Source organism: Brevibacillus migulae (assembly GCF_004521915.1).
GTDB classification, from domain to species: Bacteria; Bacillota; Bacilli; order Brevibacillales; family Brevibacillaceae; genus Brevibacillus_F; species Brevibacillus_F migulae.
This window is the reverse complement of record NZ_SDKD01000003.1, coordinates 100203-114676: the sequence shown is the minus strand read 5'-3', so window position 1 is coordinate 114676 and position 14474 is coordinate 100203. Positions and strand designations below refer to the sequence as shown.

Below are 14474 nucleotides of genomic sequence, written 5' to 3'. Positions count from 1 at the left end.
ACGGCCAAAGCGCTTTGCTTTGCCATGCGGCTTACTTCGTTCTCCAACCAATGACAACACGATCGATGCCCGCCAAATCCGGAATGATTTCCACCTGTTCAATCAGACCGGATGCGACCATCAAGCGCTTTACGTCATGAGCCTGATGGATTCCTACCTCGAACCCTACCAGTGCAGTTTCCTTCAAAAGCGCAGGCAATGCCTCGCAGATCCTCCGGTAAAAATCCAGCCCGTCTGTCCCGCCATCGAGTGCCAGCCTCGGTTCATAGCCTTGCACTTCCCGCTCCAGCTCGTCCACATCCGTACTCGGGATATAAGGCGGATTGGAAACCAAGATGTCAAACCGTTCTCCTTTTTCGATCAGCGGCTCGGTCAAATTTCCCTGGAGAAAACGGACGCTGTCCCCCACGCCAAATCGTGCTGCATTTTTCCTGGCAATGTCCAGCGCATCCGAGGAGATATCGACCGTAGAAACCTGCCAGTGGCGGCGCTCACAGGCCAATGTCAAGGTAATGGCTCCGCTTCCCGTACCCAGATCTACCGCTGTCAGGATTGCATCCTTTTCCCATAAGCGATCCGCATGCTGCAAAATTTGCTCCACGAGAATCTCCGTCTCCGGCCGTGGAATCAGGACTCCCGGTGCTACGAGAAAATCGCGGCCATAGAAGCCTTGTTCTCCGATCATATATTGAATCGGCTCATGTGAGGCACGTCTTTTCAACAAATCTCCGAGTTTTTCCAACGTGTCCCGCCCAATGAGATCAGGCATCGAAGCCAAAAACGCTGTCCGCTCCATCTGCAGGCAGTGACGGAGCAGCAGCTCAGCCTCAAAACGCGGGTCTTTCGTCTGGGCTTCCTCTAAAAAGGAAGAAGCCCACAAAAGGGCTTCCCTGATCGTTTTGCATGCTTCCAGCTTATGCGGATGTGGCATGGCTTTTCATGAGCTCCGTTTGTTCATGCATGATCAAGTGATCAATGATTTCATCCAGATCGCCTGCCAAAATTGTTTCCAAACGATGGAGCGTCAAGCCGATGCGGTGATCGGTCACGCGGCTTTGCGGGAAGTTGTAGGTGCGAATCCGCTCACTGCGGTCACCGGTACCCACCAAGCTTTTGCGCTGCGCATCCTGCTCCGCCATCGCCTGTTGCTGATAGAAGTCATACAGACGGGCACGAAGCACGCGCATGGCTTTATCCTTATTCGAGTGCTGCGATTTTTCATCCTGGCAGGATACCATGATCCCGGTAGGAATATGCGTCACACGTACGGCCGATTTGGTCGTGTTAACGCTTTGACCGCCCGCACCGCTGGAACAGAACGTGTCGATGCGCACGTCTTTTTCGTTCACTTCCACTTCCAATTCCTCTACTTCCGGCAAGACCAGTACAGTCGCTGTCGAGGTATGGATCCGTCCGCCAGACTCCGTCGTTGGAATCCGCTGCACGCGGTGGGCTCCGCTCTCAAATTTCAGCTTGCTGTAGGCCCCATTTCCCGTTATCGAGAAAATGATTTCTTTGAATCCGCCGATATCGGTCTCATTGACCTCCATGACTTCGACGCGGAAGCCGTGACGCTCCGCAAAGCGTGTATACATCCGGTACAAATCGGAAGCAAACAATGCGGCTTCATCTCCACCCGCTGCCCCGCGAATCTCCACAATTACGTTCTTATCATCGTTCGGGTCTTTCGGCAGAAGCAGGATTTTCAATCGCTCTTCCAATTGCTCCTTGCTTTTGCTCAGGTCGGCGATTTCCGCTTTGACCATTTCCCGCATCTCATCATCCAATTTTTCGTCGAACATGGCTTTCGCATCGTCCAATTGGCTGATGACTGATTTATATTCGCGATAAGTGGTAACCGTCTCTTCCAAAGAGGATTGCTCCTTGGAAAGGTCCCGCAATCGTTTCGTGTCGCTGATGACATCGGGGTCACAGAGAAGGTTATTCAATTCTTCATAACGCTCTTCGACAGCAGATAAGCGTGTGAACACTGCACTTCACCCCATCTTACAGTATGCTTTATAACAGATAAAGTATAGGGGATTCTGGATAAAAAGTAAAGGGAAAAGCCCAGCTTGAGCCGGGCCTGCCGTTATTTCCCTCCACGGTGATAGCCATCATTGGAGGTGATATGAAAGTCGTAGCGCGGCACTTTTTGCGTCAGCGACTGAATCACCTGTCTTTCAATCGACCGCGTCTGCGCTGCTGTGACATTCCGCACTAGGTCCAGCGTGACAAAGGCGTTGCTGCCATTCAATGTGATCCGGGCATCTTCCACACCCGGGACGCTTTTGGCCATCATCCGCATGTTGCTGACATCGACCTGGTAGCCGCGTGTTCCCGGATGGCCGATGATCAGATTGGGGTTTTGATTGCGCCCCATCGTGATGTCTCTATTTTCCACAGCCGGCGCTTGGCGATCAATCTCATTGTCATTGCGATCCATCACGAAAGGAGCACGCTGCTGTGGATCCATACTGCGCACACCATAGGCACGCTGCTGCGTATCGTTATCGCGCCCACATCCAACAGAAACAAGCATGAGCAATGCACACATGGGGAGAATCGTCTTGCGGTGTAATCGCGATGGCATGAAAAAGCCTCCTCCTGTTTTTGGCTAGTTTGCGCATCGGCTCGCCAATGCATGCAACATCAGGGGAGGCTTTTCTATTGCATCGGCATAACTCAGTTTGTGCCAACATTGTGGTGGGGGAAGGGAAGAACGGGCGGGGCTGCGTACTTGCCACACCCACACCGGAGTGAGAACTGTCCGGTTCCGCTCACAAAAACGGGACGTCACGCAAAAAATTTCGAAGAAGCCTCTCAAACGTAGAGTTTGCGCGACAAGCGTGTTCCGTTTTTGCAAGCTCCACCTCGGAAGGTGTGACAAAAACTCCGCCCGTCCCGTTCTTCCCTTCTTCACGCGGCGGTTGCACTTTTGTAACCGAAAGCATGGATGCTCAGCTCGTATTGCTGGGGGGCTTCGTGGTGTATTTCCTACTTCCTAGGTCAGCTTTCACAAAAGCTTCTGCTGCGCTGGTGAGCATGTTCCAAAACGGAGCGCCTGCGAAGCCCGACCCAGCGGAGCAGTGAATCGCGGGAAAAGGGGGGCAAACCTGGCTAAGCTTCGTAGCATGAACCACTTTTTGCACACCCCCGCGATTCGCTGCGGAGCGGACAGTCCCTACCCTCAGCGGGGCGAAGAATGAAGCGGAGTTTTGGAACATGCTCACCCCACCCCAGCTACAAACCTCCGGTATGATGGTAAACAAAAAAGAGGGGAATCCCTTAGGAATCCCCAATCTTTCACGCTTGCGATTACAACGGCGGATTTGTATGACACTTGCGGCACACCGGATAATAACGATCATTGCCGCCGACTTGAATCTGCTCTCCTGTATACACAGGCTTATTGTTTTCATCGACACGCAGAGCCATCGTCGCTTTGCGCTCGCAGAACCAGCATATGGTTTTCATCTCTTCGATTTTGTCTGCGTAGAGGAGCATGTACTTGCTGCCTTCAAACAGCTCGTTTTGGAAGTCGTTTTTCAATCCGAAGCCCATCACGGGAATATTGAGCTCGTCCACGATTTTTACCATCTGCAGGATGTGCTTCTTGCTTAAAAACTGCACCTCATCGATCAGCACGCAGCTGACCGGCGGTTCATAGTCCCTCACTGCGGCAAACAGGTCGGTATCATCGTAGATCGGGATCGCTTCCCGGCGCAGACCGATTCGCGAAGAAACATAGCCGACCTCATCACGGTCATCAATGGCGGAGGTAAAAATGAGAACGTTTTTATTTTGTTCCTCATAGTTGTGAGCAACCTTGAGAATCTCAATGGACTTCCCACTGTTCATCGCTCCGTATCGAAAAAACAACTGTGCCACAAGATGTTCCCCCTTTATCCAAACACCCCGATTGATTCTTCGGGTCGAAGTAGGCATAAAAATAAAACCAGGTGGAAAGGCCCACCTGGTTTCCAATCTCTTAGGAAAGATTGTATTTGCGTTTGAAACGGTCTACACGGCCACCAGCATCCACGAATTTTTGCTTACCTGTGAAGAATGGATGGCAGTTGGAGCAAATCTCTACGCGAAGTTGTTGCTTAACAGATCCGGATTCAAACTCGTTTCCGCAAGCGCAAGTAACTTTCACGAGATTGTAGTTAGGATGAATACCTTGTTTCATCGTCTCGCACCTCTTTTCCGCCCTGAATCGTTTGCCGAAACAGAGTTTTAGTAAAACACACATACAAGATATTAGCACGTCTAGGGCTGAAAAGCAACCGTTATCTTCCCTTGGCCAAGTTCTTCCTGCGCTGCAAAAGCTCAGGCGGGACATGCGTAAAGGAGCCGATCACCACATCTGGCAATTCCTGCTGATAAATCTCAATCGCTTGTTTCATCCCGAAAATTTCGCCCTGCGCCTTCGGAATCATCGCCAGATAGCTTTCCGGGTCAATATTTAAGTTGCGCAATTGGATCAGTTTAATCCCGGTCCGGCGAATGAATTCGATCATGGCTTCCATCTCTTCCTCGCGGTCAAAGACACCCGGGAAGCAGAGGTAGTTGATCGAAGTATACACGCCTTTGGATGCGGCATACTCCGCGGAGCGTGCCACATTTTCCAATGTATAGTTGCGCGGACGGTAATACGCATTGTAATGCTCGTCAATTGCGCTGATGATGCTGACACGCATCAAGTCCAGGCCGGCATCCACGATTCCTTTGATGTGGTCGGTCAAGCCAGCGTTGGTATTGATGTTGATAAAACCCATGTCGGTCTGCTCGCGTACGCGGCGCATTGCTGGCACGATCAAGCCTGCCATCGTGGATGGTTCCCCTTCGCAGCCTTGTCCGAAGCTGATGATGCTCTCCGGTGTCTGCAGGTGATGCAGCATGACCTCCACCAGCTCATCCTCGGTCGGCTTGAAATTCATCCGTGTCTGCGGGGATGGGAAGCCGCTGTCGTCCGGCTGCTCCGAGATACACCCATAGCAGCCTGCGTTACAGGTGTACGAGACAGGAAGCGAGCCTTCCCAGCGATGGAAAAAGTTATTCGAAGCCGTCAAGCATTCATACTCCAACGCACAGTGGGACAGATGCTTGAGGATTCTATTTTCCGGAAAAGCTTCCAGCGTGCTTTGGACACGTGTGCGCAGCTCGTCCATCGGAAAGTTTTCCGGATTCCATTTATGCGGATCGTCACTCTTTCGGCTGGCCACCCAAAACGCGTCATCCTTCCACACCACTGCTGTATATCCAAACAAAGGAAGTTTGCTTTCCTTGTTTTGTTTAATATATCCGGGCAGCATCAAACGGGTAAAACCTTGCGGGATCAATGCACCCACCGCAGTGTATCCGTCCAGCTTTACCATTTCGCCTGTTTCCGGGTCCATCCCTACCGGCACGGTGTCCGGCAAGCTTACGAGCGTTGCCCCGCCTGGCAAAGGAATCAATTCTTCTTCCAGAATCTCAGACAACAGATCACCATTTCTACCAACTGCGAACAGATCGGGGTGGTCGTATACCTGCCCCTTTTTATCTGCATAAACCAGGTACATACGAAAGATCGCCTCTCTTCTTTGCTGTAGCCCATTGTAACGCAATGAAGAGGCGTTGTAAATGTAAGCCGCTACCTGCGCAAGTAGGGCATCGGGTTAACCGGAATGTCGTCCTGCCTCACCTCAAAATGCAAGTGATAGCCCGTAGAATCCCCCGTATTCCCCATATAGCCAAGGATATCGCCTTCGTCTACTTCCTGCCCCACATAGACACTGATTTTGCGCATATGAGCATAGAACGTTTGCAAGCCGCCCCCGTGATCGAGGACGACCAGATAACCGTATCCTGCCCGGTTGGCGCCTGCCTCCACCACGATCCCTTCCTTGGCTGCCTGGATCGGTGTCTTGGCTTCTTCCTCATTCCACATATCCAGTCCTTTGTGCATCTTGCCCCAGCGCGAGCCGAAGCCACTGGTGATGGTCGGCTCTTTGATCGGCCAGCTCATCGCGCGGCTGCGGCTGGCTTTTCGGCTGGCTGCCTGAGCCATCTGCCTGCGCAGCTGGATATTTCCCGCCAATGCCGGCTTTGCTGCAGGCATGGGCACCACCACAGTCTGTCCCACGTATAGCTGGTTTTGCAAGTAAGCGAGAAGGGGATTCCGGCGGATGAGCACCTCTTTTTTCACATCATAGCGGCTGGCGATCTGGTCGAGTGTCTCCCCTCGCGTGACCACATGTGCCACCTCATCGCGTCGGATGTTCAGCTTCATGCCGATCCCGACCATATTCGGATTGGTGATCTTGTTTTCCTCGATCAAGTCTTGCAAGGTAATGCCATATTTATAGGCAATATCGGATAATGTATCTCCTTCTTGGACCGCATACGTGACAACGGCGCCGCGCGTGGTCTTTTTCACCTGATTGTTCTGAAGAGCAGAAAAAGGGTTGAAAGCTTGCATCAAAGTTTGCTCTACCACAGCCTGTTTGGCATCTTCCTGAGCAGTTATATTGGGCGGTACACTGGGATAGCCCACTTCCATCTGGTGTTTCCCCCCGTTCTTCTCCTAGTCTATGTTTTCTACGTTATGCTTGAAAAAACAAAAAAATGACGGCAGCTTAGCTGACCGTCATTCCCGATGTGTTCGTTTGTTTTCTTGCTGGCTTTCCTTCGAGACCTTGCAAAAATTCCACATTGGTCTTGGTATCCGCCAGCTTTTTGATGAAAGACTCCACATAATCATGGCTTTCATTCATATTTTTGCGGATCATCCAGAGCTTATCCAGCTCCTCTTTGGACAACAGCAGCTCTTCTCTGCGCGTGCCGGATCTGCGGATATCGATCGCCGGGAAAATGCGGCGTTCAGCCAGCTTGCGGTCGAGATGAAGCTCCATGTTTCCGGTTCCTTTGAACTCTTCATAGATCACGTCATCCATCCGCGATCCCGTTTCAATCAAGGAGGTTGCCAGGATCGTCAAGCTTCCGCCTTCTTCCACATTGCGGGCAGACCCGAAAAAGCGCTTCGGTCTGTGGAAAGCAGCCGGATCGATACCGCCGGACAACGTGCGTCCGCTTGGCGGAATAACGAGATTGTAGGCCCGGGCCAAACGGGTAATGGAGTCGAGCAGGATGACGACATCCTTTTTATGCTCAACCAGCCGCTTCGCTCTCTCGAGAACCAGTTCCGCAACCTTGATATGATTTTCAGGCACTTCGTCAAACGTGGAAGCGATCACTTCCCCTTTCACCGAACGCTGCATATCCGTTACTTCCTCTGGACGCTCGTCAATCAACAGCACGAACAGGTGAATATCCGGATTGTTTTCGGTGATGCTGTTGGCAATTTCTTTTAACAGAATGGTTTTACCAGCTTTTGGGGGAGCTACGATCAGTCCACGTTGTCCGAGTCCAACCGGAGAGATCAAATCCATCAAACGAACGGATACACGATCAGGTGAAGTTTCCAGAACGAGTTTCTTTTGGGGGTAAAGCGGTGTAAGGGCGGGGAAATGGAGGCGCTCTGCAGCAAGCTCCGGATCATGACCATTTACTGCTTCTACCTGCAAAAGTCCGAAGTAACGCTCGTTTTCCTTTGGCGGTCTTACTTTACCGGAAACGAGATCTCCCATCCTTAAATCAAAACGTCTGATCTGCGATTGGGAAATGTAGATGTCCTCCGAGCTGGGGAGATAGTTGATCGGTCTGAGGAAACCGTAGCCCTCCGGCAGTATCTCCAATACGCCGCCCATGAACATCAACCCGTCACGTTCCGCCTGTGCACGTAAAATCGCAAAAATCAGTTCCTTTTTCTTCAGCTGTGAGTAATACGGGATCTGGAACTCTTTCGCCAGTTTGTATAGATCCGTAAGCTTCTTGTCTTCCAATTCCGAAATTAGCACGTTATTATTCCACCACTCTTTATGTTCTCTCGCATAGGTTTAGTTTCGTCCGTTCTGGCCGTTACAATACCAGTGTAGGCTTACGTTCCAAGCGATGATTTCCTTCAATAAAGCGGACCGTCCCCGTTTTCGCGCGCATGACGACCGAATGCGTCGTTGCCCGCGTACCTTGGAACCGAACACCGCGCAGCAGCTCGCCGTCTGTGACACCGGTCGCCGCGAAAATCGCATCGTCGCCTTTGACCAAGTCGTTCATGTACAAAATTTGCTGCGGATTGGCGATGCCCATTTGTTTGCAGCGCTCCAGCTCCGCTTCATTTTGTGGCAGCAGCCGCCCTTGGATCTCGCCGCCCAAGCATTTCAACGCTACGGCTGCAAGCACTCCCTCTGGCGCCCCGCCGCTTCCGAACAGGATATCGACCCCTGTCTCTGGAAAACAAGTGTTGATCGCAGCTGCAACGTCGCCATCCGGAATCAGCTTGATTCGTGCCCCTGCCTTGCGAATCTCATGGATGATCTGATCATGACGGTCCCGGTCCAGAACAATCGCCACGAGATCACTCATGTCTTTCCCAACGGCTTGGGCTACCGCCTTTAAATTATCCGCTACCGGAGCGTGAATATCAACCTTGCCCACCGCTTTCGGTCCTACTGCAATTTTTTCCATGTACATATCTGGGGCGTGCAGCAAGTTGCCGCGGTCGGCGATCGCGATCACGGAAATCGCGTTCCAGGTTCCTTTTGCCACAATATTGGTACCCTCGAGCGGATCCACAGCCACATCGACAAGCGGCGGGATCCCTTGACCGAGCTTTTCGCCAATATAAAGCATCGGCGCTTCGTCCATTTCCCCCTCGCCGATCACTACGATCCCATCCATCGGAACGTTTTCAAATTCTTTACGCATGGCAGTCGTTGCTGCGTCATCTGCCTCGTCTTTTTTGCCCAAACCCATCCAGCGTGCCGAAGCAAGTGCAGCCGCTTCAGTGACACGCACCAGCTCCAATGTTAAACTGCGTTCCATCGTAAGGGTCTCCTTTCAACTGGCATTGGTCTCGTTTTTATCCGTTTGTGCACGACCTACCCGCCGCACTTCTGCACCTAGGCTGTGAAGCTTTCCAACAAGATTCTCGTACCCGCGATCCACATGTTCCAAACCATCCAATTCGGTTTCACCAGCCGTCACTAATCCCGCTATCATTAACGCAGCCCCTGCTCGCAAATCAGTGGCAACCACCTTGGCACCGAGCAGCTTGTTTCCACCATCGATGACAGCCGAACGACCCTCTACCTTGATCGCAGCCCCCATCCGGCGTAGTTCATCTATATGGCGGAACCGCGCAGAATAGATGTTGTCCGTCACGATACTTGTCCCTTTTGCCAAGGTAAGCAGTGCGGTAATAGGCTGCTGCAGATCGGTGGGAAACCCAGGGTACGGACTTGTCTTTACATCGACAGCCCTATACTTCTCCTGCCCGCGTACACGGATGCTGTCATCCGCTTCCTCCACATCCACTCCGATTTCCCGCAGCTTGGCTGTAACCGATTCCAAATGTTTCGGGATGACGTTCTCCAGCGTGACATCTCCTCTGGTAGCCGCCGCTGCGATCATATACGTCCCCGCCTCGATCCGGTCCGGAATGATCGTATGTCTGCAGCCGCGCAGCTTCTCCACCCCTTTGATGCGGATCACGTCTGTACCCGCACCCTTGATGTTGGCTCCCATATTATTTAACAAAGTAGCCACATCCACAATCTCCGGCTCGCGAGCCGCATTTTCAATGATGGTGGTGCCTTCTGCCTTTGTGGCCGCCAGCATGATATTGATGGTCGCGCCTACACTGACAAGGTCAAGATATATTCTCGCTCCTTTCAGCTTCTTCGCTTTGATCACCATCATGCCTTTCTGGTTTTCTACCTTGGCTCCCAGCGCTTGAAACCCTTTGATGTGTAAATCAACCGGTCGTGGCCCCAAATCACAGCCACCCGGCAGACCCACTTGAGCCTCGCCGAATTTCCCCAGGAGCGCACCCCATAAATAATAAGAAGCACGCAGCTTCTTTACTTTTCCGTTCAACTTTTGCGCAGGATTCATGGGACGTCCGTCGATCTCCATCCAATCATCTTCAAACAGGACGTCTGCTCCCATTTCCTTGAGAATCTCCGCATAGATGCCAACATCCTGAATATTGGGCAGATTCTCAATTACGACTGGTCCGTCTGCCAGCAAAGCAGCCGGAATCAAGGCAACCGCACTGTTTTTCGCGCCACTGATGGTCACCGTACCATGCAGCGGATTTCCCCCATTGATGATTAGCTTTTCCATGCTTTACGCTCTCCTCGGACTTGTCATCTCAATCTTCCGGAAAGAAGCACCTTCTCCCATGGAAAAGGTGCTCCATTGCTTTATTGTTTTTACTTTTGCATGGCTGCCCAGTCAGCCAGGAATTTCTCCAATCCGCTATCGGTAAGCGGGTGCTTGAGCAGCTGTTTGAACACTTTGTACGGAATAGTTGCGAACTCTGCACCATGGCGTGCAGCTTGCGTCACATGGATCGGGTGGCGCACGCTCGCCGCGATGATTTCCGTATCGATGTCGTGAACAGCGAAGATCTCCGCAATTTCTTTGATCAGGAGCATGCCGTCCATGCCGATATCATCCAGTCTACCCAAAAATGGCGAAACATAAGTCGCGCCAGCACGTGCAGCCATCAGCGCCTGCGTAGCCGAGAATACCAACGTGACATTGGTGCGGATTTTGCGCTTGGCAAAATACTTGCACGCCTTCAAGCCTTCTTCCGTCATTGGAAGCTTGATGACGATATTTTTGGAAAGAGAAGCGAGCTTCTCTCCTTCTTCGATCATCCCTTTTGCATCGGTGCTGATCACTTCTGCACTGATCGGACCATCAACGATATCGATAATCTCCTTGAGCGTCTCGATAAAGTCGCGTCCTTCTTTTGCCACCAAGGATGGGTTGGTCGTTACACCCGCAACTACTCCCCATTCGTGAATCTCACGAATTTCCTCCACATTGGCCGTATCGATTAAAAAACGCATGGACTCTTGTCCTCCCTTATGCGCGATTGCTACTGCCGAACAGACGAATCTTCTCGATAACCGTTTGCTTGATCGCTTCACGAGCTGGTCCGAGATATTTGCGTGGGTCGATTTCGTTTGGTTTTTCAGCCAAGACCTTGCGGATGGTTTCTGTGCAAGCCACCTGGTTTTCGGTGTTGACGTTGATTTTTCCTACCCCGCGCTTGATCGCCTCACGGATCGCTTCATCCGGTACACCGGATCCGCCGTGCAATACGATTGGAGCGTCGATGTTTTTCGCCACTTCTTCGATAATGTCAAAATGGATTTTTGGTTCGCCTTTGTACATACCGTGTGCGGTACCTACTGCGATCGCCATATAGTCTACTTTGGTTTCTTGCCAGAAACGAATCGCTTCTTCCGGTTTTGCCAAAGCTGCATCTTCTTCTGCTACGTCAAGATCATCCTCAACGCCACCGATTGTGCCCAGCTCACCCTCTACGGAAACGCCTACTGCATGAGCCGCTTCAACAACCTGCTTGGTAAGACGGATGTTTTCTTCAAATGGATGGTGCGATCCATCGAACATTACCGAAGAAAAACCTGCACGGATACATTTCATCACAACTTCGAAGCTGCTTCCGTGGTCAAGATGCAATGCGATTGGAATGCCAGCGCTTTCTGCAGCGGCTTTCGCCATTGCAACCGTATATTCAATACCCATGTATTTCATAGCGCCTTCTGAAACACCAAAGATGACAGGAGATTTTTCCGCTTTTGCAGCTTCTGTGATCGCCTGTGTGAATTCCAGGTTGTTCAGGTTAAACTGTCCCACAGCATACTTGTTCTTTTTCGCGTCTTCCAAAAATGCGGTCATTGGCACTAGTGGCATGATGATAATCCTCCCAAATTTATACTGGTAACTCTCCGCGGATTATTATACCACATTCAAAAAAAGGATAATAGTGACGGACTTAACAAGCCAATTGCTGACTTACCGCTTGGCGCAGCTCATCAATGTCAAACGGCTTTGTGAAATGGGTCAACGCCCCCAGCTGTGTCGCTTCCTTGATCATGTCAAGCTCACCGTAGGCCGTCATCATGATGACCTTGATTTCCTTGTTGATCTTCTTGATATGCTTCAAGATTTCAATACCGTCCATGCCTGGAATCTTCATATCCAAAATGACCAAATCGGGCGATTCCTTCTCCACGATCTCCAGAGCGATTTTACCGTTGGCCGCTTGAAAGGTTGTATAACCTTCTTTTCCAAGTACCTCGTATAGCAGGATGCGAATTCCGTATTGATCGTCGACAATAAGCACTTTCTTATCTCGCATGATCCTAATCCCCCTGAGCCATTTTTTACTATTGTTAACCATTCGCGCAATGACAGAAAATTCCTCCCTTCCCTCTTATTTTTTCGCAATCGTCAGGAAAGAAAGGTATAATAGGACCAACTTTTTGGTAGATGGGAAGTAGCTATGGCTCTGCCAAAGACTTTGCTCAGCCAATCTTTTCCAATCTGACGGGAGGACGTTTGTGTGTTTAGCCATGTCGTACTCATCCTGCTGTTCACCTGTATCATCCATTTGACGGAGACGCTTTCCTACGCGGTTCGGCTTGCAGGGGTGCGGGCAGGCAAATTGGCCGTAGCGCTTTCCTTGACCGGGATTATTCTCTTGATTTCTCGCACGTCCAATCTGCTGCTCGCTCCTCTGAACGGGGGACTGCTCAAATACGCAAAAGAGATGCATATCGATATCGAACCGCAATTTCGCATGATGATCGGGGCAGCTTCACTAGGAACCCTCTTGGCTATCCTGTTATTCCCGACCATCGTACGTCTGTCTACTCGCACCATCGCTCATCTTGAAACATACGGTTCCATTCCACAGCTGATCCGAAGCGCGGTGACGATCGAGCGAATCAAACACGTCAAGGATCATATACGACTGCCGAAGCGCGAGATGCTGTCCCGTTTCCGGCTGATTGGCATCCCCAAGCGCCTGCTGCTCCTGAACGGGGTTGTCACCGCGATTTATACGATCGGCGTGCTCTCTGCCCTTTACGCCGCCTTGCTGTATCCCGAGTACAAGGAGATCGCGATGCAGTCGACAGGATTGATCAACGGACTGGCGACGATCATTTTTACGGTACTGGTAGATCCACAGGTTGCCCTTTTGACCGATCGGGCGATGAAAGACGGCGGCGCGCAGGATGATTTGCTGCAGCGCATGTTTCTCTATCTCATGGTTACCCGCTTTGTGGGGACCATTTTGGCGCAGCTGCTCTTCTACCCCGCTGCTGAATGGATTGCATGGATCGCTCCGATGTTTTCGATTTCGTAAAAATAAATCTGCTCTTTTTGTATCGCTGCCTTTGTCACAGTTTCCATTGGCTTGGAGAGCTGATCGCGATGCGCTGAAACGTTTGCTGAAATGGGAAACTCAAATTGAACATTCCCTGTCCTTGTAACAAAAAAGACCCCGGAGAGGACTCCCGGGTCTTTTTCGATTATTCGATGGTGACTCGTTTGCGTTCTTTCGCCGATCGCAGGCAAGCTTCCAGGACGCGCATATTCTGTATAGCATCGGAAGGCGCGAAACGCAGAGGCTGCTGGCCACGTATGCTTTTGGCAAAATCATCTACCTGCAGCGTGTAATGATCCAGCCACCCCATGCTTTCATATCTTACTTCCTCTCCAACCACGATGTTGAACCCGTCTTTTCCGGGCGTTTGGACGAAGGCGTTGGGTACTTCGATGCGCCCCTTCGTTCCCACGATTTCCAGTGTATTGCGCGGATAGGCCCACATGCCGCAGTCAAAGGTCAAAGCCACTCCACCCGGAAATTCCAACAAGCCTGATGCCATCATGTCCACATGATCATGCTCGGGCGAAAAGAAGGCGTGTGCAGTCACCGCTTCCGGTTCTTGCCCCAACAGGTAGCGAGCAGCATTGATCGGATAGCAGCCCACGTCGTAAATCCCGCCTCCTCCCCACTCGGCACGGTAGCGAATATTTTGATAATCCGTTTCGTTACTGAATGTAAATGCTCCTCGGATTCCGCGGATCTCCCCGATTTCCCCCGATTGGATAACCTGCTTGATCCGGTCATATCTCGGATGATGGCGATACATGAACGCCTCGGCCAGCAGGACACCCGCTTTTTCGCACGCTTCCACCATCTGCTCCGCTTCCCGGGCAGTTAACGCCAATGGTTTTTCGCAGAGAACATGCTTGCCTGCCTCTGCTGCTCTGCTCGTCCACTCCAGATGCATATGATTGGGCAATGGAATGTAGACCGCATCGATATCGCTGTCCGCCAAAAGCTCCTCATAGCTTCCGTACGCTTTGGGGATCCCGCATTTTTCTGCAGTGTCCTTGGCCTTATCCAGCCCTCTGCTGGCAACAGCAACAACCTCGCCTGTTTGTGATTGCTGGATTCCCGGGATCACCGATTGGATTGCGATGTTTGCACACCCGATAATGCCCCATCTCACCTTTTGCGTCGACATGCTCATCCTCTC

15 protein-coding genes are annotated in these 14474 nt (G+C 51.4%); 1 reads left to right on the top strand and 14 read right to left on the bottom strand.

Features of this window, described 5'->3' with window-relative positions; all coding sequences use genetic code 11:
• Nucleotides 1-31 precede the first annotated feature (31 nt).
• The 13 genes from prmC to EIZ37_RS04595 all read right to left on the bottom strand — a co-directional run bounded on the left by prmC (nt 32) and on the right by EIZ37_RS04595 (nt 12283).
• Nucleotides 32-931 carry a peptide chain release factor N(5)-glutamine methyltransferase gene (prmC, locus tag EIZ37_RS04655; protein WP_134683407.1) on the bottom strand — a complete coding sequence of 300 codons (900 nt, stop codon included), beginning with the start codon at nt 929-931 and terminating at the stop codon, nt 32-34.
• Complete coding sequence (prfA, locus tag EIZ37_RS04650) at nt 915-1991, bottom strand: peptide chain release factor 1 (RefSeq protein ID WP_134683406.1); 1077 nt, start codon at nt 1989-1991, stop codon at nt 915-917. The genes prmC and prfA overlap by 17 nt, the downstream gene beginning before the upstream one ends.
• A 101-nt stretch (nt 1992-2092) precedes the next feature.
• Entirely contained in the window at nt 2093-2593 is a 501-nt protein-coding gene (locus EIZ37_RS04645; RefSeq protein WP_134683405.1) for a sporulation protein, read from the bottom strand.
• Between the two features lie 725 nt (nt 2594-3318).
• On the bottom strand, nt 3319-3891 hold the full coding sequence (locus EIZ37_RS04640) for a thymidine kinase (protein ID WP_134683404.1): 573 nt from the start codon (nt 3889-3891) through the stop codon (nt 3319-3321).
• 100 nt (nt 3892-3991) lie between these two features.
• Complete coding sequence (gene rpmE / locus EIZ37_RS04635) at nt 3992-4192, bottom strand: 50S ribosomal protein L31 (RefSeq protein ID WP_134683403.1); 201 nt, start codon at nt 4190-4192, stop codon at nt 3992-3994.
• Between the two features lie 100 nt (nt 4193-4292).
• Nucleotides 4293-5567 (bottom strand): radical SAM protein, encoded by a 1275-nt coding sequence (locus EIZ37_RS04630; protein WP_134683402.1) that lies wholly within the window; start codon nt 5565-5567, stop codon nt 4293-4295.
• A 71-nt stretch (nt 5568-5638) separates the two neighbouring features.
• On the bottom strand, nt 5639-6541 hold the full coding sequence (locus EIZ37_RS04625) for a peptidoglycan DD-metalloendopeptidase family protein (protein WP_407921117.1): 903 nt from the start codon (nt 6539-6541) through the stop codon (nt 5639-5641).
• An 82-nt stretch (nt 6542-6623) separates the two neighbouring features.
• Nucleotides 6624-7904: a transcription termination factor Rho gene (gene rho / locus EIZ37_RS04620; protein ID WP_134683400.1), complete on the bottom strand. Its 1281-nt coding sequence runs from the start codon at nt 7902-7904 to the stop codon at nt 6624-6626.
• 61 nt (nt 7905-7965) lie between these two features.
• Nucleotides 7966-8928 carry a class II fructose-bisphosphatase gene (gene glpX, locus EIZ37_RS04615; RefSeq protein ID WP_134683399.1) on the bottom strand — a complete coding sequence of 321 codons (963 nt, stop codon included), beginning with the start codon at nt 8926-8928 and terminating at the stop codon, nt 7966-7968.
• A gap of 15 nt (nt 8929-8943) precedes the next feature.
• Entirely contained in the window at nt 8944-10230 is a 1287-nt protein-coding gene (locus EIZ37_RS04610) for a UDP-N-acetylglucosamine 1-carboxyvinyltransferase (protein WP_134683398.1), read from the bottom strand.
• 89 nt (nt 10231-10319) lie between these two features.
• Nucleotides 10320-10964 carry a fructose-6-phosphate aldolase gene (gene fsa / locus EIZ37_RS04605; RefSeq protein ID WP_134683397.1) on the bottom strand — a complete coding sequence of 215 codons (645 nt, stop codon included), beginning with the start codon at nt 10962-10964 and terminating at the stop codon, nt 10320-10322.
• A 16-nt stretch (nt 10965-10980) separates the two neighbouring features.
• Entirely contained in the window at nt 10981-11835 is an 855-nt protein-coding gene (fba, locus tag EIZ37_RS04600) for a class II fructose-1,6-bisphosphate aldolase (protein ID WP_134683396.1), read from the bottom strand.
• Between the two features lie 82 nt (nt 11836-11917).
• Entirely contained in the window at nt 11918-12283 is a 366-nt protein-coding gene (locus EIZ37_RS04595) for a response regulator (protein ID WP_134683395.1), read from the bottom strand.
• Nucleotides 12284-12487: 204 nt separating this feature from the next.
• Here EIZ37_RS04595 and EIZ37_RS04590 point away from each other — a divergent pair, with 204 nt between their 5' ends.
• A complete protein-coding gene (locus EIZ37_RS04590) occupies nt 12488-13294 on the top strand; it encodes a lipid II flippase Amj family protein (protein WP_134683394.1) in 807 nt (268 codons plus the stop codon).
• A gap of 166 nt (nt 13295-13460) precedes the next feature.
• Here the strand turns inward: EIZ37_RS04590 and EIZ37_RS04585 are convergent, their stop codons facing one another.
• Nucleotides 13461-14462 carry a Gfo/Idh/MocA family protein gene (locus EIZ37_RS04585; RefSeq protein ID WP_134683393.1) on the bottom strand — a complete coding sequence of 334 codons (1002 nt, stop codon included), beginning with the start codon at nt 14460-14462 and terminating at the stop codon, nt 13461-13463.
• Between the last annotated feature and the right edge of the window lie 12 nt (nt 14463-14474).

What these genes read in the sequence shown, in the direction of transcription:
- prmC (WP_134683407.1), bottom strand. Translation starts at nt 931, where the DNA reads ATGCCACATCCGCATAAGCTGGAAGCATGCAAAACGATCAGGGAAGCC.
- EIZ37_RS04645 (WP_134683405.1), bottom strand. Translation starts at nt 2,593, where the DNA reads ATGCCATCGCGATTACACCGCAAGACGATTCTCCCCATGTGTGCATTG.
- rpmE (WP_134683403.1), bottom strand. Translation starts at nt 4,192, where the DNA reads ATGAAACAAGGTATTCATCCTAACTACAATCTCGTGAAAGTTACTTGC.
- EIZ37_RS04630 (WP_134683402.1), bottom strand. Translation starts at nt 5,567, where the DNA reads ATGTACCTGGTTTATGCAGATAAAAAGGGGCAGGTATACGACCACCCC.
- glpX (WP_134683399.1), bottom strand. Translation starts at nt 8,928, where the DNA reads ATGGAACGCAGTTTAACATTGGAGCTGGTGCGTGTCACTGAAGCGGCT.
- EIZ37_RS04610 (WP_134683398.1), bottom strand. Translation starts at nt 10,230, where the DNA reads ATGGAAAAGCTAATCATCAATGGGGGAAATCCGCTGCATGGTACGGTG.
- fsa (WP_134683397.1), bottom strand. Translation starts at nt 10,964, where the DNA reads ATGCGTTTTTTAATCGATACGGCCAATGTGGAGGAAATTCGTGAGATT.
- fba (WP_134683396.1), bottom strand. Translation starts at nt 11,835, where the DNA reads ATGCCACTAGTGCCAATGACCGCATTTTTGGAAGACGCGAAAAAGAAC.
- EIZ37_RS04595 (WP_134683395.1), bottom strand. Translation starts at nt 12,283, where the DNA reads ATGCGAGATAAGAAAGTGCTTATTGTCGACGATCAATACGGAATTCGC.
- EIZ37_RS04585 (WP_134683393.1), bottom strand. Translation starts at nt 14,462, where the DNA reads ATGTCGACGCAAAAGGTGAGATGGGGCATTATCGGGTGTGCAAACATC.